Source organism: Lysobacter sp. P5_B12, from assembly GCF_056400425.1.
Genome location: NZ_JBFULG010000002.1, coordinates 550,279 through 573,196, shown reverse-complemented (window position 1 = coordinate 573,196; position 22,918 = coordinate 550,279). Strand labels below are relative to the sequence as shown.

Below are 22,918 nucleotides of genomic sequence, written 5' to 3'. Positions count from 1 at the left end.
TACACTGGCGCCCTGCGCGAAGGAGCCCCGCAGTGTCCGATGTCGCCTTGCCGAGTTGGTCCGCCGTCCACGATGCCATCGCCGCCCAGCGCCTGGGTGTCACGCCCGCGGAATTGCACGGGTCCCTGATCGGCTGGTTCGCCGCCGGAGGGGACGACACGCCGGACTGGCTGGCCCGCGTGATGGCCGATGACGCACTGCCGCAAAACCCGCCCGGCAACGCGCTGGATGCATTGCGCGCCGCGAGCGCCGGCCAGCTCGAAGATCGCGGCTTCTCCTTCGAACTGCTGCTTCCCGAAGCCGACGCCACCCTGGGCGAACGCAGCGGTGCCTTGTTCGATTGGTGCCGCGGCTTCCTCGGCGGCTTCGGCCTGGCCGCCGGCGAAAACCCGCCGCTGTCGGAAGAGGGCGGCGAAGCGCTGGCCGACCTGGCCCGGCTCGCCGCCGCCACGCCGCAGGACGACGGCGACGAAGACGACGAGGAAGCGCTGACCGAGATCGAGGAGTTCGTCCGCGTCGCCTCGTTGTTGTTGCATGGCGACTGCGTCCTCGCGCCGCGCCATCGCAAGCAATTCAACTGATGCGCGCCGCCGGACCGCAACGCCCGCTCAACCTTCCGGGCACCGCCTACGCGCGGCGACGCAAGCAACTCATGCGCATGGCCGGCGACGACGCGATCCTCGTCCTGCCCGCCGCGCCCGAGCGCGTGCGCAGCCGCGACACGCACTACCCGTATCGGCAGGATTCGGACTTCTGGTACCTCACCGGTTTTCCCGAACCCGAAGCGGTGCTCGTCCTCGTCCCCGGCCGCGCGCACGGCGAGACCATCCTGTTCTGCCGCGAGCGCGATCCCGACCGCGAAGCCTGGGACGGCCCGCGCGCCGGCCAGGAAGGCGCGGTCGACGCCTTCGGCATGGACGATGCGTATCCGATCGCCGACCTCGACGAAATCCTGCCCGGCCTGCTCGAAGGCCGCTCGCGCGTGTACTACCACTTCGGGCGCGACGCGGAATTCGACCTCAAGCTGATCGGCTGGCTCAACCGCGTGCGTGCGCAGGCGCGCACGGGCGCGCAGCCACCGCATGAATTCCTCGCGCTCGGCCATCTGCTCGACGAGATGCGGCTGTTCAAGTCGAACGACGAAATCAAGTTGATGCAACGCGCCGCCGACATCAGCGTCGCCGCGCACGAGGCGGCGATGCGCATGGCGCGCGCGGGCGTGCGCGAATTCGAATTGCAGGCCGAACTCGAACGCGTCTTCCGCGCCAACGACGCCGAAACCGCCTACGGCAGCATTGTCGGTGCCGGTGCGAACGCCTGCGTCCTGCATTACCGCGCCAACAACGCCACCGCGCGCGCGGGCGACCTGGTGTTGATCGACGCGGGCGCCGAATACCGCAACTACGCGGCCGACATCACCCGTACGTTCCCGATCGACGGGCGCTTCTCGAAGGAACAGCGCGCGCTGCACGATCTCGTCGGCGCAGCGCAGCGCGCGGCCCTGGCGAAAGCGCGGCCCGGTGTTTCATACGACGCGGGGCACCAGGCCGCGGTCGAAACGCTCACGGAAGGTTTGCTGCGCCTGGGTCTGTTGAAGGGACGCCTGGAAAAGGCGATCGCCGATGGCGCGTACCGCCGGTTCTATCGCCACAAGACAGGGCATTGGCTCGGCCTGGACGTGCACGACGTCGGCGAATACCGGATCGACGGCGAATCGCGCCTGCTCGAGCCCGGCATGGTGTTCACGATCGAGCCGGGCCTGTACGTCGCGCCCGACGACAAGACGGTGCATGCGAAGTGGCGCGGCATCGGCATCCGCACCGAAGACGACATCGTGATCACCAACGACGGTCACCGCATCCTGACCGACGCCCTGGTGCGCGACGCCGACGAAATCGAAGCCTTCATGGCCGGCTGACGGCCGGCATCCCCCTTTCCAAGGGGGATCGATCGCGCAAAGCGCGATCGAGGGGGATTGACAGCCTACGGAGCCGGAACAAGCCGCGGCATCGCGACCGCAGCCCCTTCGCGTTCCGTCGACTTCGCCGCATATCGCGCGGCGAACCGAACATGCTCCGCAAACGGTGCGTCGCGCTGTGCGAGCGACGCAGCAAGCGCACCACTGAACGCATCGCCCGCGCCCGTGGTATCGACCGGTGTGGCGGGAAACGCAGGCACGCGATAGGCCGCGAACGCATCGCCCCGCAGCACATCGCCCACGTGCGAGACGAAGGCACCGGCCGCGCCGAGCGTCACCACCACCGTGGCGTCGCGCGCGAGTTGCCGGCAATACGCATGCAGGGTCGCATCGTCGGTCGACGCGATCCCGTCGGGATCCACCATCACGCCACAATGCGCCGCGAGCAAGGCCGCGAACTCGCTTTCGTTCGGCGTGAGGATGTCCGCCAGCGCGAGCAGCGCCTCACCGACCGGTGCGTTCGCCGGCGCCGGATTGAGCACGGTGCTTGCCCCGATCTCGCGCGCGATGCGCAACGCGGCCGCCACTGCATCCTCGGGCGATTCCCGCTGCGCCAGCACGACATCCGCCTGCGCGAACGCCGCGCGCTGCGCCTGCACGAAATCCGTGCCCAGGTCCGCGTTCGCGCCGGCACCGATCACGATGCAATTGCGGCCGTGCGCATCGACGTAAATGCCCGCGGTGCCTGTCGGTTGCGCGCTGTGCTGCACGACGAGCGCGATGTCGTCCGCCGCCGCCAACGCGTGCGCCGATTGCGCGCCGGCATCGTCGCCGAGTGCGCAGACGAAGGTCGTCGTCGCGCCCGCGCGCGCGCAGGCGACGGCCTGGTTGAACCCCTTGCCGCCGGGCCCGGTCGCGTAGCTGCCGACGCGCGTTTCACCGGCGTGGGGCAGCACGTCGCAACGCCAGATATGGTCGACGTTGAACGAGCCAACGACGACGACGCGCACGATCAGCTTCCGAGGTAAGTCAGCACGCCCGCGATGGTCGCGGTCATGAAGGTCGCGATCGAACCGCCGAGCACCGCGCGCAAGCCGAAGCGCGCGAGATCACCGCGACGTTCCGGCGCGAGCCCGCCGATGCCGCCGATCTGGATGGCGATCGAGGAGAAGTTGGCGAAGCCGCACAGCGCGTAGGTCGCGATCAACTTGCCCTGTTCGCTCAGCGCCACGCCCGCGACCTTGCCGTTCACGATGTCGGCCAGCTGCAGGTAGGCGACGAATTCATTGATGACGATCTTCTGGCCGATGAGCGAGCCCACCGTCGTTGCGTCCTGCCACGGCACGCCGATCACCCACGCGATCGGGGCCATCACATAGCCGAGGATCGAAGCGACGTCGGTCGGACGGCCGAGCGCAACGTCCAGGCCCGTCGCATGGCCGACCCACGTCAGCGGCCAGTTGATCAACGCGATCAGCGCGATGAAGGCCAGCAGCATCGCGCCGATGTTCAGCGCAAGGCGCAGGCCGTCGCCGGCGCCCGCGGCCGCGGCGTCGATGACGTTGCTCGCGGTCTTCTCCACTTCCATCTTCACCGTGCCGCGCGTGAGCGGCGTGCCGGTTTCGGGAATGAGGATCTTGGCCACGACGAGCGTGGCCGGCGCGGCCATGATCGACGCAGCCAGCAGATGCTTGGCGTAGAACGCGCCCTGCACCGGATCGCCGCCGCCGAGCATGCCCACGTACGCGGCGAGCACGCCGCCGGCGATGTGCGCCATGCCGCCGATCATCATCGTGATCAGTTCCGATTCGGTCATGCGCGGGATGTACGGGCGCACGGTGAGCGGCGCCTCGGTCTGTCCGATGAAGACGCTCGCGCACACCGACGTGGTTTCCGCGCCCGACACGCGCATCACCTTGGTGATGCCCCAGGCCATCGCGCGCACGACCGCCTGCATCACGCCCAGGTGGTACAGCACGCCCATCAGCGAGGCGAAGAAGATGATCGTCGGCAACACCTGGAAGGCGAAGATGAAACCGAACTTGTTCACGTCCATCAGCGAGCCGAAGATGAACTTCGAGCCCTCGCCGACGAAGGCCAGGATCGCGACGAACCCATCGCCGAGCGACTGGAAGACATTGCGCGCGCCCGGCACCAGCAGCACCAGCGCCGCGAAGCCGATCTGCAGCGTCACGCCGGTCGCCACCAGGCGCCAGTCGACCGCCTTCTTGTTGTTCGAGAACAGCCACGCGATGCCGATCAGCACCGCCAGGCCGAACAGGCCGAAGCCGATCCGGGCCAATGCATCCATCGAGAAATCCCCCAGGCCTCAGCGGCCGACCGCGCACATTAGTCGAGGGTGCCCCCAGCGGCAACCGACGTTGCCGGCCGCCCTGTTCATGTATCAGGCATCGCGCGCGAGCACGCGATTGCGGCCGGCGGCCTTCGCCGAATTCAGGCGCAGGTCCGCGCGCTTGAGCAGCCCGGAGAGGTCCGTGGCTTCATGCGGAAAGCTCGCGACGCCGGCGCTGAAGGTGAGCAGCAGGGGGTCTGCGCCGGGGTCGGGCACGAAGCGGCGCGAGAACAGCGTGCGCCGCAGCCCGTCCACGCGCTCCCACGCCGTGCCCAGCGGCTTGCGCAGGACCAGCACGAATTCCTCGCCGCCCAGGCGCGCGAGCCATTCGCCGTCTTCCAGCGAATCGCGCACGAGGTCGACGACGTGCATCAGCGCGCGATCCCCCGCGTGATGCCCGATCTCGTCGTTGATGCGCTTGAAGTGGTCCAGGTCGATCAGCGCGACGCACAGGCTCACGCCGTCGCGGCGCGCGGCATCGAGCAGGCGCGGGAAGCGATGCACCAGCCACGTGCGATTGGGCAGCTCGGTCAAACCATCGGTGCCCGACATCTCCACCAGGCGCTGCATGCGATAGACCACGACCGCCGTAATCAGCGTGAATGCCGCCAGCAACACCAGACGCTGCAACTGCCCGCCGACGGTGACCGTGCCGTAATCGCTGGAGATCAACTGGTCGGGCGTGGCGATCGCGAACACCGCCATCGTCAGCACCGCGTATTCCACGATCGCGAGCCCGCCGACGAACATCGTCACGCGCCCGTCGTTGCGCAGGGCCGTGAGCGTGATCGCGAGCAGGTAACCGCACCACACGATCATGCTGTTGACGCCGGACGGCAGGTGGTTCCAGGCGAGGATGACCAGGACCAGCGTGGTCGCCGATACGTCGAAGGCGCCCGAGGCGAAGGGCAACCAGCGGAAGCGCCGGCCATGCCGCGCCAGCGCGAGCCACACCTGCGCGAACACGTTCACGAACACCGCGCCGGCCAAACCGATGAGCGTTTCGCTGAACTGCCCGCCGGTGGCCGCGTTGGCCAGCGGCAACAGCAGGAGCATCGCGGCGACCACGACGCGCAGGCGCGCGACCAGCAATTCACCGCTCGCGCCGACCTCGAGCATCACCTCGTCCGGACGCGTGATCAGTGCCTGCAGGATTTCGGTGTAATGCCGACCGGCGGTTGTCGAACGCATCCCGCACCCCTGATGTTCCCCGCCCGGAGGATAACGCGACCACGGCCGGTGCGCGCCGGGCGTATGCTCGGCGGCCCGCCCGCGCGACAAGGAACCTCGCATGCGTTACCGCCGCCTCGGTGCTTCCGGCCTTCCGATCTCAGCCTTGTCCTTCGGCGCCTGGGTGACCTTCGGCAATCAGGTGGGCCGCGGCGAAGCGCGCGAACTCATCGCCGCGGCGTGGGACCACGGCATCAACTTCTTCGACAACGCCGAGACCTACGCCAACGGCGAAGCCGAGCGCGTGATGGGCGACGTGCTCGCCGACCTGCGCCTGCCGCGCGACAGTTGGTGCGTGTCGAGCAAGGTGTTCTTCGGCGCGGTGGACCATCCGCGGCCGACGCAGCGCGGCCTCTCGCGCAAGCATGTGCACGATGCTTGCGACGCCGCGCTCAAGCGCCTGCGCGTGGATTACCTCGACCTGTATTTCTGCCATCGCCCCGATCCGGACGTGCCGGTCGCCGAAACGGTGTGGGCGATGGACACGCTGGTGCGCCAGGGCAAGGTGCTCTATTGGGGCACGTCGGAATGGCCGGCCCATGCGATCCGCGAAGCGCACAAGGTCGCGCGCGCGCACAACCTGGTCGCGCCGACGATGGAACAGCCGCAGTACAACCTGTTCCATCGGGAGCGCGTGGAACTGGAATACGCGCCGCTGTATTCGGAATACGGGCTGGGCCTGACGATCTGGTCGCCGCTCGCCTCGGGCCTGCTCACCGGCAAATACAACGCGGGGGTGCCGCAGGATTCGCGGCTCGGGCACGAGCGCTTCGCGTGGTTGCGCGATGCCTTGCTGGACGATCCGCAGGCGCGGCGCATCGAACGTGCGCGCAAGTTCACCGCGATCGCCGAAGAACTGGGTGTGCCGCCCGCGCCGCTCGCGGTGGCCTGGTGCCTGCGCAACCCGCACGTCTCCACGGTGATGCTCGGCGCCACGAAGAAGGAACAGCTGGTGCAGAACCTCGAAGCGCTCGAGCTGACCGAGCGCTTCGATGATGCGACCTGGTCGCGGATCGAAGCCGCGACCGCGTGAGCGTCAGTTCGTCTTGATCTGCACGTCGCGGAGGATCGTCGCGTTGTCCGGCGGCGTGTCGAATTCGAGTTCGACATTGCCGTCGTCGCCGATGAAGGCCAGTTGCTGCGTCTGCAACAACGTCACCGCACCGTCGTCGTCGATGAAGGCGGCCGGCGGCGGAGGCGGGGGCGGCGGCGGAACGGGCGGCGCCTTCGGTGCGCGCGGCAGCGACGGCGGAGGCGGCGGGGTCATGAACTTGAGGGAGATCTCCGGCACCTTCACGCGCGTGCTCGCGACGCGGCGATCGCGCAGGTATTCGACCAGGGCCGTGGCGTTGTCTTCCTTCGCGCGCAGCGCTTCCATCGCCTCGCGCGGCGAGTTCACCGCGCGGCCGTCGATCTTCTGGATGACGTCGCCCGGCTGCAGGCCTTCGAGGTCGGGACCCGCGCTCAGCACGAGTACGCCCTTGTCGGTTCCGAAGTAACGGCCGAGACCGCCCTCGACCGATGCCAGGTTCAAGCCGTTCCAGCGGAAGGCTTCGGCGAGCATCGGCACCTTGCAGTTCTTGCCCTTGCAGTCGCCGCGCGGGCCGATGCGGATCACTTCCTGGCGCACGTCTTCGCCCACGCCCGGCACGTCGATGTCGATGCGGCGGAGTTGCGGATTCACGTCGGGCCCGCCCACCCAGAACACATCCTGGTCCAGCGATGCGGTGACGTTCGCGCTCGCGGCTTTGCCCGCGCGCACGTAATCGATGCGGATCGGCTTGCCCTCGTCCATGCCGACGAACAACTTGCGGGCATTGTCCAGGCGCAGGTCGCCGTTGCTGCCGAGCACCTGCGTGCCGCCGACGGCGGTGATGCGGTCGCCGGCCTTCAGCCCGGCCTTCGCCGCGCCGCTGTCGGGCGTGACGCCGGCCACGCGCACGCCGGCCTGCGCATCGGGCGCGAGGACGACGCCGATCACCGGCTTCTTCATCATGCGGCGTTCGAAGATGTGCACGTCGGGCGCGGCTTGCGCGCCGAGCTTGCCCTGCAGTTCGGCCAGGCGCCGGGCGGCGCGTTCGAGGTCGGCCTGCGCGGCGTCGAGCTGCGCCTGCGTCGGGGCATCGGCGGTGCGGACCTTGGTCTTCGGTGCTTGCGCGGCGGCACTCGCGGCGAGCGCGAGTGCGATGCAGGCGCCGAGCAAGGGCGTGGGACTGAAAAGTTTCATGCGGTCCTCGATGGCGGTGATGGTGTGGTTCCGATGACAGGGATGCGGGGCAGGGGCCGAGCGTCGCAAGCGCGCTTCAATCGACGCGGACGAGCGCGCCGTCGTAGCCCTCGCCGTGCACGGCCATCCAGCGCCGCGTGGACTCGAAGCTCACGGCCGAGCGCAGCGTGTCGACGCGGGCGCGCCAGAGGGCGAGTTGCCCGTCGCGGCCGAGGTTGGGTTGGCGCAGCGCGGCGTCGATGCGCGCAAGTTCGGCATCGAGGTTCGCGCCGACTTCCACCGCTGCGCCGCTGCCCACCGAATCGTCGCGCGCCAGCGCGAGCAAGCCTTCGAGCTGGGCGGACTCTGCGTACAGCGTTTCCAGTGCGTCGGCCGTCTCCGGTTGCGTCGTCGCGGCGGCGACCGGCGCCGGCGGCGATTCGGTTTGTTTCGACGTCGGCAACATGCGCAGCGGCACGATCACCGCGAGCGCGAGCGTCGCGGCGATGGCCAGGCGCGCGGGCCAATGCGCGCGCTTGCGCTCGGGAAGGCGCGCGGCGATGTCGGCCCATGCATCGGTCTGCGGGCGTTCGAGCGGCAAGGCGTTGAAGGCCTGCGCCCACGAGTCCGGCGCGGGGCCGGCGGGATGTCGGGTGGCGTCACGCATGGACGTCCTCCTTGATGGACAGTGCGGCGCGGAGCTTCCGGGTCCCGCGCGCGAGTTGCGATTTGGAAAAGCTGGCGGTGCGTTGCATCAACGCGGCGATTTCCTCGTGCGTGTAACCCTCGGCGTGGTAGAGCCACAACACGCTGCGCGTCGAGGCCGGCAGGCCGGCGAGCGCACGCTGCACCAGCGCGGCATCGGCCGCCGCGGGCGGGAGCGGCGCATCGTCCTCGGCGAACACGCCCGTGTCGTCGACGCCGATCTCCTGCGCCAGGCGCTTGTCGCGGCGCAGGCGCATCAATGCTTCGTTGACCGCGATCTGCCGCAGCCACCCCCAGAAGGGGCTGCCGCCACCACGGAACTCGCCGATCCGGCCGAGCACCTTGAGCATCGTGTCCTGCAGCACGTCGCGTGCCTCCTCCCGGTCGCCGCCGATCCGCAGCGCCAGGGTGAACACCGGCCGCTCGAACCAACGGTAGAGCTGTTCGAACGCCGCCCGGTCGCCGGCGCGCGCGCGGGCGAGCAGGGCGTCGGGCACGTCGATGGCGAAACTCGAACGTGGGGCGGCGGTCGGAGGGGCGAGGGTCATTCGAAAACAGTGGATGCCGGGGAAGGCGAAAGCGTCGCAGCCGCTTGTGTTCTCCCCGACCCTATACTCCGTTCAGACAAGAAGCGGGGGTGCGGCGATGTCGTTGAACTGGATGTTGAGCGCGGTCGTAGTCTTCTTCGGCCTGGTGATCGTGATGAAGGCCGTGCGGATGGTGCCGCAGGGCTACGAGTGGACGGTCGAGGCCTTCGGCCGCTACACCCACACCCTGTCGCCGGGCCTGCACTTCCTCGTGCCGATCTACCAGGGCATCGGCCGCAAGATCAACATGATGGAACAGGTGATGGACGTGCCGAGCCAGGACGTGATCACCAAGGACAACGCCGTGGTGAAGGTCGACGGCATCGTCTTCTTCCAGGTGCTCGACGCGGCCAAGGCCGCCTACGAAGTCGCGCAACTGGAGATCGCCATCCTCAACCTGGTGATGACCAACATCCGTACGTCGATCGGTTCGATGGACCTGGACGAGTCGCTGTCCAAGCGCGACGAGATCAACGCCAAGGTGCTCGTCGCGGTGGACGCGGCCACCCATCCGTGGGGGCTGAAGGTCAATCGCATCGAGTTGAAGGACATCCAGCCGCCGCGCGACCTGATCGATTCGATGGCGCGCCAGATGAAGGCCGAGCGCGAGAAGCGCGCCAACATCCTGGAAGCCGAGGGGCATCGCGCGTCCGCCATCCTGCGCGCCGAAGGCGAGAAGCAGGCCGCGATCCTGGAAGCCGAAGGCCAGCGCGAAGCCGCCTTCCGCCAGGCCGAAGCGCGCGAACGCCTGGCCGAAGCCGAGGCCAAGGCCACGCAGATGGTGTCGGACGCGATCGCGGGCGGCAACGTCAACGCGATCAATTACTTCGTCGCGCAGAAGTACATCGAGGCGTTCAAGTCGCTCGCCGAGGCGCCGAACCAGAAGTTCGTGCTGATGCCGATGGAATCCTCGGGCGTGCTGGGCTCGCTCGGTGGCATCGCCGAGTTGGCGAAGCAGGCGCTCGAGCGCCAGGGCACCGCGCGCGTCGTCGCGCCGGCCACGCCCGCGCCGCGCGCCGGGGGCTAAGCATGCGAACCGACGTCTTCGTCTGGGCGGCGATCGCGCTGCTGCTGTTCGTGGCGGAGGTGCTCGCGCCGGGCGCCTTCCTGTTGTGGCTCGGCTTCGCGGCGACGGCGGTGTTCCTCGTCGTGCTGCTGGTGCCCGGCGTGTCGGTGCTTGCGCAGGCCTGCCTGTTCGCCGTGCTGGGCATCGTGTCGATCCTTGCGTGGCGCCGGTTCTCCCGCGGCAAGCGCGTGCTCGCCGGCGGCGATCCCATCCTCAACCGCCGCACGGCCGCGCTGATCGGCCGCGTGGTGCCGCTGGAGCGCGCGATCGTCAACGGCCAGGGGCGCGTGCAGATCGCCGATGCGTTCTGGGACGTGGTCGGCCCGGATCTCCCGGCGGGCACGCCGGTGCGCGTGCTGTCGGCCGAAGGCATGACGTTGCGGGTCGACGTGGCCGGCTGAGCCTGCGAGCGATGCGATAATCGCGGGCTCCCGACCGACCCCACGGCAGCCCGCATGACGCAGAAGACGATCCTCAACGACACCCACCGTTCGCTCGGCGCCAAGATGGTCGACTTCGGCGGGTGGGACATGCCCTTGCATTACGGTTCGCAGGTCGACGAGCACCACCTGGTGCGCAACGACGCGGGCATGTTCGACGTCTCGCACATGACGGTGGTCGACCTGCGCGGCGCGCGCGTGCGCGACTTCCTGCGCAAGCTGGTCGCCAACTCGGTCGACAAGCTCAAGGCGCCGGGCAAGGCGCTGTACACCGCGATGCTCAACCCGCAGGGCGGAGTGGTCGACGACCTGATCGTCTATTCGATGGGCGATGGCTTCTATCGCCTGGTCGTCAACGCGGCCACGCGCGAGAAGGACCTGCAGTGGATCAACGCCGCGGCGACCGAGTTCGGCGTCGACGTCGTCGAACGCCCCGAGTTGGGCATCTTCGCCGTGCAGGGCCCGACCGCGCGCGAACGCGTCGCCTCGCTGCTCGATGCCGCGTCGGTGGAGAAAGTCGCCAAGCTCACGCGCTTCGCCGCCGCGGAGGCCATGTCGAAGGACGGCGTGCCGCTGTTCGTCGCCCGCACCGGTTACACCGGAGAAGACGGTTACGAAATCCTGGTGCCCGAAGCGCAGGCGATCGCGTTCTGGAATGCGTTGCTGGCCGCGGGTGTCAAACCGGCGGGCCTGGGTGCGCGCGACACGCTGCGCCTGGAAGCCGGCATGAATCTCTACGGTCAGGACATGGACGACACCGTCTCGCCGTTCGAAGCCGGCCTGGCGTGGACCGTCTCGCTCGACGAAGGCCGCGACTTCACCGGCCGCGCCGCGCTCGAAGCGCAGAAGGCCGCCGGCGTGCCGCGCCAGATGATCGGGCTGGTGATGGACGAGAAGGGCGTGCTGCGCCACGGGCAGAAAGTGCTCACGCCCAACGGCGAGGGCGAGATTCTCTCTGGCACGTTCTCGCCCACGCTCGGCAAGGCGATCGCCTTCGCGCGCGTGCCGGCCGGTTCGCTGGATGCCGACGCGCCGGTGCGCGTGGACATCCGCGGCCGCGAAGTCCCGGTGCGCGTGGTGAAGTTCCCCTTCGTGCGCGAAGGCAAGGCGCAACCCGGCATCTGACGATGCGACGAAAGGTGCGGCGCATGGCTTGATCCGGCGCCGCCCCCCCTTCGCTACACTACGGCCCACCCTCCCCACGACGACGCAGCACGGAGCAGCACGATGAACGAGATCCCCGGCGACCTGAAGTTCATGAAGTCCCACGAATGGGCACGCGTCGAAGGCGACGGCAAGGTCACGATCGGCATCTCCGACCATGCGCAGGGCCTGCTCGGCGACCTGGTGTACGTCGAACTTCCGAACGTCGGCGACCGCGTCGAAGCGGGGACCGCCGTTGCCGTCGTCGAGTCGGTCAAGGCAGCGTCGGACGTGTATTCCCCGGTGACCGGCAAGGTCGTCGAGGTCAACGCCGCGCTGGCCGACAAGCCCGAAACGATCAACGAAGACGCGTACGGCGATGGCTGGATCTTCGTGATCGAAGCCGAGGAACCCGAGCAGCTCAACGAACTCCTGGCGCCCGACGACTACGCCGAACTGCTCGAGGAAGAAGATCACTGACGCCACGCGCGTCCGATCTCCGCACACGTTGCGGTACTCCGATCCGGCCGCCTCGCGCGGCCGGATTCGTTTCCGACGAGCGGTCGAAGTTTGCGCAGTTGGGCGTAAATCGGGTGCTGCGATGCGTCATCGCGAAAACTTTTTTTCGACCCGTCGAACACCATCGATGCCCCTTCGGGCAAGCGCCGCGCGGTCTTGCGCCGGCAAGTGCGCAAGCATCGTTCGCGCGTCGCGCGTTTTTCTTCGACTGCGCAAAACAAGGTGTTTTTTGCAACAGTGATATGCGTGCGGCGCGCATCGACACGTCGCACGGAACGCCGCGCGCACCCCCCATCGCCGACCCCGCCACCCGCGCTTGCCCCTGAGAGCCAGTAAAAAAATCGTAGGGGGTTGTTGACACAGGAAAAAACCGTGATTAGGTTTCGCCGCAAGCAGCCACCCTGCGGTAACGAGTGAGTCACGACAAAACGACATCGCGCAAGACAACACGAACCTCCGCCCGGATCGACAAGCCGGTGGACGCGGGTTTCGTTTCCTTCGCGAAATCGCAGTCGACATCTTTCAAAGGAACCCGCGACGCCCTGCGTCGCGGGTTTTTTATTGCCGCGCACCTGGTGCCGCGGCATGCCGAATCCGTCCCGGCGCGCGTGGCGCGTCGGCGGTTGGTCGCGGGTCCGACTCCCGCGACGTCGCTTCGAACTGGGCAGTTCTAAAGCCAAGCAAGTCCACTGACGAGGAGCCATCCCATGGCCATGAAGAAAGCTGCGAAGAAGTCCGCCAAGAAGGCGACGAAGAAGACCGCCCGTAAATCGGCGGCCAAGAAGACGGCCCGCAAGGCCGGCGCCAAGAAGGTTGCGAAGAAGAAGGTTGCCAAGAAGGCCGCGAAGAAGACGGTCCGCAAGGCTGCCAAGAAGACTGTCCGCAAGGCTGCCAAGAAGACGGCCCGCAAGTCGGCCGCGAAGAAGGGCGTGCGCAAGGCCGCGAAGAAGACGGCCCGCAAGTCCGCCGCGAAGAAGGGCGTCCGCAAGGCCGCCAAGAAGACGGTCCGCAAGGCCGCCGCCAAGAAGGGCGTCAAGAAGGCCGCGAAGAAGGCCACCAAGAAGCGCGCTGCCAAGAAGGCCGCCAAGAAGCCTGCTGCGAAGAAGGCGCGCAAGTCCTCGCGCAAGTCGGCCCCGGTGAACATGCCGGCGCCCGTCATGCCGATGATGTAATTGACCCGATAGCCGTAATCCAGCCCCATCCCGCGTGCCCAGGCGGGGTGGGGTTTTTTATTGGGCGATGGAACCGAACACGATCAAGCGGGGATGCGTTCTTCGCCGCGCGGCGAACGATCTGCGCATTCGCTGCGGTCGGTCAGAAACCGAAGGTCGTGAGACATAAGGGAGATGCGCCCGCGTGTAGGCGGCGTAAACCCAACTACTTCGGTTTCTGGTACGATGCCCACCGTCCTGAAGTTCCTCAGCTACCGCGTCGTCATCCATACGAATGACCACCGACCGTGCCATGTCCACGTGTACCCGAAGGCGGGAGGCGTTGCCGAATTCTGGTTGGACTGCCCCGGCGGGCCTCCGCACCCGAAGCTGATTTCCAAAGGGATCCCGAAGGTCGTAGCGCTGAGGATCCAGAAACACCTTGCCGAGCACCTCGCAGAGTTGTGCGCGGCGTGGAGAAAAATACATGTCGATTACAGATAACCAATTCCAGAACGCGAAGCGTCGCGCGCGCGAGCAAGAGGCGCACGTGCCGCGGGCGATCGCAGTGCAGTTCGATCCGAAGCAACGGCTTTTGGTGATCGAGCTTTCGAGCCGCGCATTCGTTTGCTTTCGCGATCGCGACCTGCAAGGTCTTGCGGGCGTCGATGCGCGCGACCTGAAGGTCGAAGTCATCGGGGACGGATATGGAATTCATTTTCCGACCATCGACCAGGACTTCTACCTGCCGGCGCTGCTGGAAGGCTTCCTGGGCACCGGGCGCTGGATGGCGGAGCGCGCGAGAAAGGGTGGCCGTTCGACGAGTTCGGCGAAGAAGGCAGCTGCCCAAGCGAATGGACGCCTCGGGGGCAGGCCCAGGAAAATCAACCACGTTTAAATCAGAAGCCCCGCAATGCGGGGCTTCGTTTTTAGTGCAGTGGGAAACGCATCAACGCGGCGCGGCAGTCGCCGTCGACGCATCGGCACCCGCTTCGTCCGTCGGCCCCTGGTTCTTCGCGTACAGGCCTTCGTCGAACGGTGCGACGTCGAGCCAACGCTGCGCCGGCAAACCCAGTGCGCTGTCCAGGATCGTCGGCAGCAGGCCGGAGGGCAGGGAGCTCTCGCTGTTCCAGAGGATGACGACGCCCAGGTCGCGCTCGGGCATCATCGCCATCATGCCGCGATAGCCCTGCACCGCACCGGCGTGGAAGACCACCTGGTGCCCGGCGTAGTCGTACACGCGCCAGCCGATCGCGTAGCTCGCCGACGACAGGCGCTGGCGGCGCCACGTACCGCGCAACTCGCCCGGTGTCGCCACCAGCGGCGCATGCAGCGTCGCGAGCAGCGGCGCGGGCAGCACGTCGGGGCGATGGCCGCCATGCGCGAGGATCCACTGCGCCATGTCGGAGATGCTGGCGTTGACGCCGGCGGCCGGCGCGACGCGGTAGTAGTTCGGCTTGGGTTCGATCGACACCCAGCCGCCGCGGCCACGCACGTGCGGCTTCGCCCAGCGCGGGCTCGCTTCGATGCCTTCCAGGCCGAGGCTTGCATCGTTCATGCCGAGCGGCTTGAGGATGCGGCGCTCGACTTCCTGTTGGTAGAACGTGCCGGTCGCTGCGAACACGACATCGCCGATCAGGCTGAAGGCGACGTTCTGGTAGCCGTAGCAATCGCCCGGCAGGCAGGCCGACGGCGCGTACGCGAGCTTCTGCGTGAGCGAGCGGTAATCGAGGTTGCCTTCCAGGTCGCGGTCGTAGGTGTTGTGCACCAGGCCCACGCGATGGCTGAGGACGTCGGCGACGGTGAGGCGCTGCGTCGCGTATTCGTTCTGCAGGTGGAACTCGGGCAGGTATTCGTTGACGCGGCTGTCCCAGCGGATCACGCCATCGTTGACGAGCAGCCCGGTCATCGTGCCGGCGAAGGACTTCGACAGCGAGGCCAGGCGGAAGACGGTGTGCGAGTCGACCGGCTCGGCGGCCTTGGTGTCGGTGATGCCGTAGCCGCGCATCGACACGATGCGGCCGCCCTGCACGATCGCCATCGCCATGCCGGGGATGCGCTGGTCGGCGACCAGTTGCTGCGCCATGTCCTCGAACCGGCGCACGTCGAAGCCTTGTGCGATGGGCAGCGGATTGGGATTGAGGACCGAAGCACGCTGCACGCCGACGGCGGCGACCTGCACGGGAGCGGCGAGGGGTGCGGGCTTGACGACCGGTGTCGCGGGTGCGGCGCCGGGTGTCTGCGCCGAGCCGACCGCGATGGGAAGCAACAGGCCGACCAGTGCCGCACGCCAGGCCTTCAGGCCGGCGCGAGGATGCCCGGGCTTGGCCCCGTGCGACTCAGAAACCCGATTGACAGCGCCTTTCATCGGGCTTGCCCCCTGCGTATGCTGCGATTTGCTGGCCGATCATAGCGCCAGTTCCGCGCTTTGCATGAACAAGGGGAAGAGTGATGTGGATTTTGCTGATCCTGCTCGCATTTCTGGTCGTGCTGGTGATGTGGGGAGTCGGGATTTACAACGGGCTTGTGATGGCCCGCAACGCATTCAAGAACGCCTTTGCGCAGATCGACGTGCAGCTCCAGCGCCGCTTCGACCTGATCCCCAACCTGGTGGAAACCGTGAAGGGCTACCTGGCCCACGAGCGCGGGACGCTGGAGGCGGTGGTGGCCGCCCGCGGCGCGGCGATGAACGGCCTGCAGGCTGCGAAAGCCAGCCCCGGGGACCCGGCGGCGATGGCCGAACTGGCCAATTCGCAGGGCATCCTCAATGGTGCGCTGGGCCGGTTGATGGCGGTGGTCGAGGCCTATCCGGACCTCAAGGCCAACCAGAACATGATGCAGCTCACCGAGGAACTCACCTCCACCGAAAACAAGGTCGCCTTCGCGCGGCAGGCCTTCAACGATTCGGTGATGGGCTACAACAACAGGCGCGAAGTGTTCCCGTCCTCGATCTTCGCCGGCATGTTCAATTTCCAGCCGGCGGCGTTGCTCGAGATCCCGGCGGCGGAGCAGGCGCAGGTGCGCGCCGCACCGAAGGTGCAGTTCTGACCTGACGCGGGGCGTCCATGAATTTCTTCGAACGCCAGGCGGCGGCGCGCCGGAACTCGTCGCGCCTCGTGCTGCTCTTCGCACTCGCGGTGATCGGCATCGTGTGCGCGGTCGACTTCGCCGCGTGGCTGGCCTTCGGCATCGGCACGCGCGGGGAAAGCGAAAGCGCCGCGCCGCTGCTGTTCGTGTGCAGCGTGCTCACGCTCGGCGTGATCGGCCTGGGCTCGCTGTATCGCATCGCCTCCTTGCGCGGCGGCGGCGAGACGGTCGCCTTGCAGATGGGCGGCGTGCCGATCGCATCGGACACCACCGACTTCAACCTGCGCCGTCTTCGCAACGTCGTCGAGGAAATCGCGATCGCCTCCGGCGTTCCGGTGCCGAAGATCTACGTGCTCGAACACGAGGCGGCGATCAATGCCTTCGCCGCGGGTTACTCGCCGTCCGATGCGGTGATCGCGGTGACGCGCGGCGCGCTGGACCGTTTGAATCGCGACGAGTTGCAGGGCGTGATCGCGCACGAGTTCAGCCATGTCCTCAACGGCGACATGCGCTTGAACATCCGCTTGATGGGCGTGTTGTTCGGCATCCTGATGATCGGGCTGATCGGCCGCAAGATCCTCGAGCACGGGCGCTTCGGCGGTCGCAACAAGGGCGCGGGCGCGATCCTCGTCGCCGCGCTGGTCGCAATGGTCATCGGCTACATCGGTCTGTTCTTCGGTCGCATGATCAAGGCCGGCGTGAGCCGCCAGCGCGAGCGCCTCGCCGATGCATCGGCCGTGCAGTTCACGCGCCAGGCCACGGGCCTTGCGGGCGCGTTGAAGAAGATCGGCGGGCTCGATGAAGGTTCGCGCCTCAACGAGCGGAACAACGCCGAGGAAGTCAGCCACATGTTGTTCGGCGACGGCGTGGGTTTCCACGGGCTGTTCGCCACGCATCCGCCCTTGATCGAACGCATCCAGGAACTCGAGCCGCAGTTCACGCAGGCGCAGATGCGCGTGCTGTCGAAGCGCTGGATGGACGTGCCGCCGAACGGGCTGGAGGAAGACGCGCACCTGGGCCTGGTGGCGACGGGCACCGCCAAGCTGCCTTCGGAGCAAGCGCAATTGTCGGTGACGCCGCCGATGGTCGTTGCGCAGGTCGCGCAGCCTTCGCCGGACGATTACAAGCGCGCCGATGCGATCGTCGACACGATCCCCGCCGCGGTGCGCACGCTGGCCGGCCAGCGCGATGCGGTGATGCCGTTGTTGCTGGGGTTGTTGCTGGACGACGACAAGCGCGTGCGCATGTTGCAGCGCGAAGAGATCGCGGCGCGTTTGGGCCTGGCGATGGCGGGAGAGGCGGAGCAGTTGCGCGATCAGCATTTGCAGTCGCTGCATGCGGCGTTGCGGTTGCCGGTCGCGTCGATCGCGTTTCCTGCGCTGCGGCTGCGGCCTCGGCCGGAGTTGGATGTCTTCCTCGACACGACCGACGCGGTCGTCCATGCGGACGGGCGTGTGTCGTTGTTCGAGTATTGCCTGGGGCGGTTGTTGCAGGTGCAGGTGCGGGAGTCGCTCGATCCGTCGCGGCACGCACGCTTCGGTCGCACGAAGTTGAATGGGGTGCGCAGTGAGATCGCGACGATGCTCTGCGTGGTCGCGCAAGGCGGGCACGAAAGCGAGTCCGATGCGCGCGCGGCGTATTTGCAGGGGATCCAGCAGGTGTTGCCGAACGATGCGCTGCCTTACATCCCGCGCAGGGAAGGGGCGTTGGCGCTGGATTCGGTGTGGGCGTCGCTCGATGCGCTGGATCCGTTGGCGAAGCAGGCGTTGATCGAGGGGCTGGTCGCGACGATCGGGCACGACAGCCAGGTGACTGTGGGCGAAGCGGAGTTGTTGCGCACGATTTGTGCGTGTTTGCATTGTCCGTTGCCGCCGATGTTGGATCGGGGCTGAGAGAGCGGGTTCGCTGATCCGTCGTCATTGCGGTATTGGCGTGGCCACCAGAACGGCGCAGCGGCGCGCCGCATTGAAGGCCACATTGCTCCGCAAGAGCTCACGCTCCGCAATGTGGCCTTCAACGCGACGTCCACTGCGCACCACGCTGTGCGTCGCGCGACACCTGTGCTTGAGTGGGTTCGTCGCCAGGTGATGGGTGCGCGCCTACAGCCAGCACACCCGACGGGCGGCGCCTTGCCCGTCGAGGGCATCTCGGAGCCGAGCTCCAGTCGCGCGTTCTCCTCGATGCCCTCTCTCGCGCATCGGCGCCTTCGCGGCGATCGTTAAAAAGCGGGCGCGCTGTGCTCTCAATGATCGGCGAGTGCGAAGCTCGCTTCGCACCGTCAGCGCATCAACTCGGCAACGCGCTCGGCAATCATCATCGTCGGCGCATTCGTATTCCCGCCGATCAACGTCGGCATCACCGATGCATCCACCACGCGCAAGCCTTCGACACCGCGCACGCGCAACTGCGGATCGACCACTGACGCCTCGTCGCTGCCCATCCGGCACGTACCGACCGGGTGATACACCGTCTCGGCCTTCGCACGTACGAAGGCTTCCAGGCCCTTGTCGTCCAGGTCGTCGCGCGCGGGGAAAATCGGCGCGCCGCGGAAGGCATCGAATGCTGGCTGCCGGAAGATCGCGCGCGCCGCCTTCGCGCACTCCACCATCATGCGCAAGTCGAAGCCTTCGGGGTCGCTGAGATAATTGGCTTCGATGCGCGCCTTGTCCTGTGCGCGCGGGCTGACGATCGAAATGCGGCCGCGGCTGCGCGGGCGCAGGAAGCAGGCGTGCAGGGTGTAGCCGTCGCCGCGCAGGCGGTGGCGGCCGTGGTCGTCGAGCATCGCCGGCACGAAATGCAACTGGATGTCGGGGCGGCCGTCGGGGGCGAGCGGGGAACGCAGGAAGCCGCCGGCTTCGGCGATGTTGCTGCTGCCCGCGCCGCGGTGGCCGCGCAGGAAATAATCGAAGGCGATCTTCGCGTCGCTCGCGCGGTCGTAGGTGATGGGCTGCGTGGAGTGCTGCAACGTGCAGACGTCGAGGTGGTCCTGCAGGTTTTCGCCCACGTTGGGCGCATCGTGCACGACCTTGATGCCGTGGCGTTGCAGCTGTGCGGCGGGGCCGACGCCCGAGAGCATCAGCAATTGCGGTGAATTGATGGCGCCGCCGGACAACAGCACCTCACGCGTGCATTCGTAATGGAACGCCGTGCCATTGGCGGCGCAGGTGACGCCGTTGGCGCGGCCTTTGTCGAAGGTGATGCGCGAGACCATCGCGCCCGTGCGCACGACCAGGTTCTTGCGGTGTTGCACCGGATGCAGGTACGCGACCGCCGCCGAACACCGCGCGCCATCCTTCTGTGTCACCTGGTAGAAGCCGACACCTTCCTGCACGCGGCCGTTGAAGTCGTCGTTGCGTGGATAACCAGCTTGCGCCGCGGCGTCGATGAACACCTGCGACAAGGGATTGGTGTAACGCAGGTCCGAGACCGCGAGCGGGCCGAGTTCGCCGTGCAGATCGTCGCGGCCGCGGCGATTGCCTTCGCTGCGCTTGAAGTAGGGCAGCACCGATTTCCAGTCCCAACCGGTTGCGCCCTGCGCGGCCCAGTCGTCGTAATCGCGCGCGTGGCCGCGGATGTAACACATCGCGTTGATCGAGCTCGAACCGCCGAGCACCTTGCCGCGCGGCCACCACAGCACGCGGTTGTCCAGGTGCGGTTCGGGGGCCGTGTCGTAATCCCAGTTGACGCCTTTCTTGCCGACCAGCTTGGCCAGGCCCGCGGGCATGTGGATGAAGGGATGCCAGTCGCGCGGACCGGCTTCGAGCAGGAGCACGCGCACCTTCGGATCGGCGGACAGGCGATTGGCGAGCACGCAGCCGGCCGATCCGGCGCCGATGATGATGTAGTCGAATGCGTGCACGAGCCGTCCCGTCAGATGGTTCGCCGACGATAGGCCGCGGCGCTGGAGCATGTACTCCGGCATGGTAGCCAGCCCCGCGGGCTTTGGGCTAACTTGGGTCGCATGAATCGCTTCCGCGGCGCACTGGACGAGTCCCCGCCGTTGTGGTGGTCGATCCTCTACTTCTTCAGCCTGCTGACGGGGTACTACGTGCTCCGCCCGGTGCGCGACGCGATGGGCGCGTCCAGCGACGCGCTTGCCGTCTTCCCGCAGGCGTGGGTGGCCTGGGCGCAATCGCGCGGGCAGGACATCGGCGACTTCACGCTGCAGGTGCTGTTCACCGGCACGTTCCTGGTGATGCTCGCGCTGCAACCGCTGTACGGGGCGCTCGTCGCGCGCTGGCCGCGTCGCGTGTTCCTGCCTGCGGTGTATGTCGTTTTCATCGCGTGCCTGGTGGCGTTCTACATCGCCTTCCATCGCGAACTGCCCGGGCGCGGCGTGACCTTCTTCGTGTGGACGGCGGTGTTCAACCTGTTCGCGGTCACGGTGTTCTGGAGCTTCATGGCCGACGTGTTCGACGACGCGCACGCCAAGCGCTTTTACGGTTACATCGGCGCAGGCGGGACGGTGGGCGCGTTGCTGGGTCCTGCGATCACCCGCACGCTGGCCGAACGCCTTGGCGTGGCGGACCTGATGCTCGTGTCGATCTTTTTCTTGTGCGTGTGCCTTGTCTGCATCTACAAATTGCGGCCATGGGCGCTGCGGCGCGAACGCGAACGCGGCGAAGCCACGGGCGAACGCGCGATGGGCGGCTCGGTGTGGGCCGGCCTGCGCCTGGTGTGGCAGGAGCCCTTGCTGCGCGCGCTGGCGATGCTGATGTTCTTCGGCGTGATGGTCGGCACGCTGCTCTACAACGAGCAGGCGGCGATCGTGCGCAAGGCCTTCGGTGCCGATGCGGCGGGCGCCACGCGTTACTTCGCGAACATCGACCTGGCCATCAACCTGTTCGCGATCACCGTGCAATTGCTGTTCACGCGCTGGTTGTTGCGGCGCTTCGGCGTGGCGCCGGCGCTGTTGATCCCGGGCTTCGCCGTGCTGCTGGGCTTCTGCGCACTGGCGGCTTCGCCGTTCCCGATGCTCGTGGCCGTCGTGCAGGTGGCCACGCGCGGCAGCGAATTCGCACTCGGCAAGCCGGGCCGCGAGACGATCTACACGCGTGTGCAGCGCGAGTGGCGCTACAAGGCCAAGGCCTTCATCGATACCTTCGTCTACCGCACCAGCGACGTCACCACCGCCTGGCTGCACAAATGGCTGGTGGGCTTCGGTTCGCAGATCGTCTTCACGGCGGGAATCGGCGCCACGCTGGTGTTCATTTTCAGCGCTTGGCGGGTCGTGAAGTTGCAGCGCACACTCCCCGGAGCGCCCCCGCAAGGAGACCCACGTCGATGACAACGCGACGCGATTTCATCAAAGCCTCGCTCGCCGCCGCGAGCCTGTCCGCCGTGCCCGCCTTCGCGGCGCGTCGCAAGCCGGCGCAACCGGCCCAGCGCAAGCCCGGCGAACCGCTGTCGATCCTCGTGCTCGGCGGCACCGGTTTCCTCGGGCCGCATTTCGTCGAAGCCGCGCGCGCCAAGGGGCACAAGCTCACGCTGTTCAATCGCGGCAAGACCAACCCGGAGCGTTTCTCGGGCGCGCAGTACGACGACATCGAGCAATTGCAGGGCGACCGCAAGACCGACATGAAGGCGCTGGAAAACAAGCGCAAGTGGGACGCGGTGCTCGACACGTCGGCCTACATTCCCGCCGATGTCGCGCGATCGACCAAGCTGCTCGGCGATCGCGTCGGCCAGTACCTGCTGGTCTCGACGATTTCGGTTTACGCGAAGATGGACACGCCGAACCAGGACGAGAGCGCGCCGCTCGCGCAACTGGCCAATCCGAACGTCACCGAAGTCACCGGCGAAACCTACGGTGGCCTCAAGGCCCTGTGCGAAACGGCCGCGTTGCAACAGATGCCGGGCAAGGTCACCGTCGTGCGGCCGGGCCTGATCGTCGGCCCGGGCGACAACACCGATCGCTTCACCTACTGGCCCGCGCGCGCCGATCGCGGCGGCGAGATCCTTGCGCCGGGCACGGCGATGGATCCCACGCAGTTCATCGACGTGCGCGACCTGGCGGCCTTCCTGCTGCACGTGCTGGACCAGAAAACCTTCGGCACGTTCAACGCCGATGCGCCCGCGGGCAAGCTGACGATGGGCGAGTTGCTCGACGCCAGCCAGCGTGCGGCGGGCAAGACCTCCACGGTGACGTGGGTGCCCGCCGAATTCCTCGAGAAACACGACGTCTCCGCGTGGCAGGACATGCCCGTGTGGATTCCGCCGGTCGGCGAATACGCAGGCTTCGGCCGCGTCAGCAGCGCGAAGGCGCAGGCCGCGGGCCTGACCTATCGCCCGCTGGATGCGACGACCGCCGACACGCTCGCGTACTGGCGCGCGCTGCCGGGCGAGCGTCGCGCGAATCCGAAGGCCGGTCTGTCGATGGCGCGCGAGGCCGAAGTGTTGCAGGCCTGGCACAAGTCGCAGGAACCGCCGAGGCCCAAGGCGCCGGCGAAGAAATCGTCGTCGAAGAAGTCTTCGTCGAAGAGGAAGTCCTCCTCGAAGAAAAAGAAGCACTGA

22 protein-coding genes are annotated in these 22,918 nt (G+C 67.4%); 14 read left to right on the top strand and 8 right to left on the bottom strand.

Annotated elements, in window-relative coordinates; genetic code table 11:
- Positions 1-32 precede the first annotated feature (32 nt).
- Positions 33-581 carry a UPF0149 family protein gene (locus AC1DOM_RS06085; RefSeq protein ID WP_498961224.1) on the top strand — a complete coding sequence of 183 codons (549 nt, stop codon included), beginning with the start codon at positions 33-35 and terminating at the stop codon, positions 579-581.
- Positions 581-1,918 (top strand): aminopeptidase P N-terminal domain-containing protein, encoded by a 1,338-nt coding sequence (locus tag AC1DOM_RS06080; protein ID WP_498961222.1) that lies wholly within the window; start codon positions 581-583, stop codon positions 1,916-1,918. The genes AC1DOM_RS06085 and AC1DOM_RS06080 overlap by 1 nt, the downstream gene beginning before the upstream one ends.
- Positions 1,919-1,983: 65 nt before the next feature.
- Here AC1DOM_RS06080 and AC1DOM_RS06075 read toward each other — a convergent pair whose 3' ends face one another.
- The 3 genes from AC1DOM_RS06075 to AC1DOM_RS06065 all read right to left on the bottom strand — a co-directional run bounded on the left by AC1DOM_RS06075 (position 1,984) and on the right by AC1DOM_RS06065 (position 5,462).
- Positions 1,984-2,931 (bottom strand): ribokinase, encoded by a 948-nt coding sequence (locus tag AC1DOM_RS06075; protein WP_498961304.1) that lies wholly within the window; start codon positions 2,929-2,931, stop codon positions 1,984-1,986.
- A complete protein-coding gene (locus AC1DOM_RS06070) occupies positions 2,931-4,229 on the bottom strand; it encodes a NupC/NupG family nucleoside CNT transporter (RefSeq protein WP_498961220.1) in 1,299 nt (432 codons plus the stop codon). Before AC1DOM_RS06070 ends, AC1DOM_RS06075 begins: the two co-directional genes overlap by 1 nt.
- A gap of 93 nt (positions 4,230-4,322) precedes the next feature.
- Positions 4,323-5,462 (bottom strand): GGDEF domain-containing protein, encoded by a 1,140-nt coding sequence (locus tag AC1DOM_RS06065; RefSeq protein ID WP_498961218.1) that lies wholly within the window; start codon positions 5,460-5,462, stop codon positions 4,323-4,325.
- Between the two features lie 100 nt (positions 5,463-5,562).
- On the opposite strand from AC1DOM_RS06065, the gene AC1DOM_RS06060 reads away from it, so the two are divergent.
- Positions 5,563-6,534 carry a potassium channel beta subunit family protein gene (locus AC1DOM_RS06060; protein ID WP_498961216.1) on the top strand — a complete coding sequence of 324 codons (972 nt, stop codon included), beginning with the start codon at positions 5,563-5,565 and terminating at the stop codon, positions 6,532-6,534.
- 3 nt (positions 6,535-6,537) lie between these two features.
- Here AC1DOM_RS06060 and AC1DOM_RS06055 read toward each other — a convergent pair whose 3' ends face one another.
- From AC1DOM_RS06055 to AC1DOM_RS06045, 3 genes are all read right to left on the bottom strand, one after another.
- Positions 6,538-7,728, bottom strand: coding sequence for a PDZ domain-containing protein (locus AC1DOM_RS06055; protein WP_498961214.1), 1,191 nt, complete (start codon positions 7,726-7,728; stop codon positions 6,538-6,540).
- 76 nt (positions 7,729-7,804) lie between these two features.
- Positions 7,805-8,374, bottom strand: a complete 570-nt coding sequence (locus AC1DOM_RS06050; protein ID WP_498961212.1) for a hypothetical protein — start codon at positions 8,372-8,374, stop codon at positions 7,805-7,807.
- Positions 8,367-8,960 (bottom strand): RNA polymerase sigma factor, encoded by a 594-nt coding sequence (locus AC1DOM_RS06045; protein ID WP_498961210.1) that lies wholly within the window; start codon positions 8,958-8,960, stop codon positions 8,367-8,369. Before AC1DOM_RS06045 ends, AC1DOM_RS06050 begins: the two co-directional genes overlap by 8 nt.
- A 97-nt stretch (positions 8,961-9,057) precedes the next feature.
- Here AC1DOM_RS06045 and AC1DOM_RS06040 point away from each other — a divergent pair, with 97 nt between their 5' ends.
- The 7 genes from AC1DOM_RS06040 to AC1DOM_RS06010 all read left to right on the top strand — a co-directional run bounded on the left by AC1DOM_RS06040 (position 9,058) and on the right by AC1DOM_RS06010 (position 14,216).
- Positions 9,058-10,026 (top strand): SPFH domain-containing protein, encoded by a 969-nt coding sequence (locus AC1DOM_RS06040; protein ID WP_498961208.1) that lies wholly within the window; start codon positions 9,058-9,060, stop codon positions 10,024-10,026.
- 2 nt (positions 10,027-10,028) lie between these two features.
- A complete protein-coding gene (locus AC1DOM_RS06035) occupies positions 10,029-10,466 on the top strand; it encodes an NfeD family protein (RefSeq protein ID WP_498961206.1) in 438 nt (145 codons plus the stop codon).
- Positions 10,467-10,520: 54 nt separating this feature from the next.
- Entirely contained in the window at positions 10,521-11,630 is a 1,110-nt protein-coding gene (gene gcvT, locus AC1DOM_RS06030) for a glycine cleavage system aminomethyltransferase GcvT (RefSeq protein WP_498961204.1), read from the top strand.
- Between the two features lie 102 nt (positions 11,631-11,732).
- Positions 11,733-12,128, top strand: a complete 396-nt coding sequence (gcvH, locus tag AC1DOM_RS06025) for a glycine cleavage system protein GcvH (protein WP_498961202.1) — start codon at positions 11,733-11,735, stop codon at positions 12,126-12,128.
- A 746-nt stretch (positions 12,129-12,874) separates the two neighbouring features.
- Positions 12,875-13,339 carry a hypothetical protein gene (locus tag AC1DOM_RS06020; RefSeq protein WP_498961200.1) on the top strand — a complete coding sequence of 155 codons (465 nt, stop codon included), beginning with the start codon at positions 12,875-12,877 and terminating at the stop codon, positions 13,337-13,339.
- Between the two features lie 174 nt (positions 13,340-13,513).
- Positions 13,514-13,822, top strand: a complete 309-nt coding sequence (locus AC1DOM_RS06015; RefSeq protein ID WP_498961198.1) for a DUF4160 domain-containing protein — start codon at positions 13,514-13,516, stop codon at positions 13,820-13,822.
- Positions 13,761-14,216, top strand: coding sequence for a DUF2442 domain-containing protein (locus AC1DOM_RS06010; protein ID WP_498961196.1), 456 nt, complete (start codon positions 13,761-13,763; stop codon positions 14,214-14,216). Before AC1DOM_RS06015 ends, AC1DOM_RS06010 begins: the two co-directional genes overlap by 62 nt.
- Before the next feature lie 51 nt (positions 14,217-14,267).
- On the opposite strand, the gene AC1DOM_RS06005 is transcribed toward AC1DOM_RS06010, so the two are convergent.
- Positions 14,268-15,686: a serine hydrolase domain-containing protein gene (locus AC1DOM_RS06005; protein ID WP_498961194.1), complete on the bottom strand. Its 1,419-nt coding sequence runs from the start codon at positions 15,684-15,686 to the stop codon at positions 14,268-14,270.
- 83 nt (positions 15,687-15,769) lie between these two features.
- On the opposite strand from AC1DOM_RS06005, the gene AC1DOM_RS06000 reads away from it, so the two are divergent.
- On the top strand, positions 15,770-16,366 hold the full coding sequence (locus tag AC1DOM_RS06000) for a LemA family protein (protein ID WP_498961192.1): 597 nt from the start codon (positions 15,770-15,772) through the stop codon (positions 16,364-16,366).
- 17 nt (positions 16,367-16,383) lie between these two features.
- Positions 16,384-18,297 (top strand): M48 family metallopeptidase, encoded by a 1,914-nt coding sequence (locus AC1DOM_RS05995; RefSeq protein ID WP_498961190.1) that lies wholly within the window; start codon positions 16,384-16,386, stop codon positions 18,295-18,297.
- Between the two features lie 386 nt (positions 18,298-18,683).
- Here the strand turns inward: AC1DOM_RS05995 and AC1DOM_RS05990 are convergent, their stop codons facing one another.
- Positions 18,684-20,315: a GMC family oxidoreductase gene (locus AC1DOM_RS05990; RefSeq protein ID WP_498961188.1), complete on the bottom strand. Its 1,632-nt coding sequence runs from the start codon at positions 20,313-20,315 to the stop codon at positions 18,684-18,686.
- A gap of 51 nt (positions 20,316-20,366) precedes the next feature.
- Here AC1DOM_RS05990 and AC1DOM_RS05985 point away from each other — a divergent pair, with 51 nt between their 5' ends.
- Positions 20,367-21,692 carry an NTP/NDP exchange transporter gene (locus tag AC1DOM_RS05985; RefSeq protein ID WP_498961186.1) on the top strand — a complete coding sequence of 442 codons (1,326 nt, stop codon included), beginning with the start codon at positions 20,367-20,369 and terminating at the stop codon, positions 21,690-21,692.
- Positions 21,689-22,918, top strand: a complete 1,230-nt coding sequence (locus tag AC1DOM_RS05980) for an NAD-dependent epimerase/dehydratase family protein (RefSeq protein ID WP_498961184.1) — start codon at positions 21,689-21,691, stop codon at positions 22,916-22,918. The genes AC1DOM_RS05985 and AC1DOM_RS05980 overlap by 4 nt, the downstream gene beginning before the upstream one ends.

Bases quoted from the DNA above. Each gene is read 5' to 3' on its own strand.
- AC1DOM_RS05985 (WP_498961186.1), top strand. From the start codon at position 20,367: ATGAATCGCTTCCGCGGCGCACTGGACGAGTCCCCGCCGTTGTGGTGG.
- AC1DOM_RS06005 (WP_498961194.1), bottom strand. From the start codon at position 15,686: ATGAAAGGCGCTGTCAATCGGGTTTCTGAGTCGCACGGGGCCAAGCCC.
- AC1DOM_RS06050 (WP_498961212.1), bottom strand. From the start codon at position 8,374: ATGCGTGACGCCACCCGACATCCCGCCGGCCCCGCGCCGGACTCGTGG.
- AC1DOM_RS06020 (WP_498961200.1), top strand. From the start codon at position 12,875: ATGGCCATGAAGAAAGCTGCGAAGAAGTCCGCCAAGAAGGCGACGAAG.
- AC1DOM_RS06055 (WP_498961214.1), bottom strand. From the start codon at position 7,728: ATGAAACTTTTCAGTCCCACGCCCTTGCTCGGCGCCTGCATCGCACTC.
- AC1DOM_RS06015 (WP_498961198.1), top strand. From the start codon at position 13,514: ATGCGCCCGCGTGTAGGCGGCGTAAACCCAACTACTTCGGTTTCTGGT.
- AC1DOM_RS06065 (WP_498961218.1), bottom strand. From the start codon at position 5,462: ATGCGTTCGACAACCGCCGGTCGGCATTACACCGAAATCCTGCAGGCA.
- AC1DOM_RS06045 (WP_498961210.1), bottom strand. From the start codon at position 8,960: ATGACCCTCGCCCCTCCGACCGCCGCCCCACGTTCGAGTTTCGCCATC.
- AC1DOM_RS06080 (WP_498961222.1), top strand. From the start codon at position 581: ATGCGCGCCGCCGGACCGCAACGCCCGCTCAACCTTCCGGGCACCGCC.
- AC1DOM_RS05980 (WP_498961184.1), top strand. From the start codon at position 21,689: ATGACAACGCGACGCGATTTCATCAAAGCCTCGCTCGCCGCCGCGAGC.
- AC1DOM_RS05995 (WP_498961190.1), top strand. From the start codon at position 16,384: ATGAATTTCTTCGAACGCCAGGCGGCGGCGCGCCGGAACTCGTCGCGC.
- AC1DOM_RS06035 (WP_498961206.1), top strand. From the start codon at position 10,029: ATGCGAACCGACGTCTTCGTCTGGGCGGCGATCGCGCTGCTGCTGTTC.
- AC1DOM_RS06070 (WP_498961220.1), bottom strand. From the start codon at position 4,229: ATGGATGCATTGGCCCGGATCGGCTTCGGCCTGTTCGGCCTGGCGGTG.
- AC1DOM_RS06060 (WP_498961216.1), top strand. From the start codon at position 5,563: ATGCGTTACCGCCGCCTCGGTGCTTCCGGCCTTCCGATCTCAGCCTTG.
- gcvT (WP_498961204.1), top strand. From the start codon at position 10,521: ATGACGCAGAAGACGATCCTCAACGACACCCACCGTTCGCTCGGCGCC.
- AC1DOM_RS06000 (WP_498961192.1), top strand. From the start codon at position 15,770: ATGTGGATTTTGCTGATCCTGCTCGCATTTCTGGTCGTGCTGGTGATG.
- gcvH (WP_498961202.1), top strand. From the start codon at position 11,733: ATGAACGAGATCCCCGGCGACCTGAAGTTCATGAAGTCCCACGAATGG.
- AC1DOM_RS05990 (WP_498961188.1), bottom strand. From the start codon at position 20,315: ATGCTCCAGCGCCGCGGCCTATCGTCGGCGAACCATCTGACGGGACGG.
- AC1DOM_RS06040 (WP_498961208.1), top strand. From the start codon at position 9,058: ATGTCGTTGAACTGGATGTTGAGCGCGGTCGTAGTCTTCTTCGGCCTG.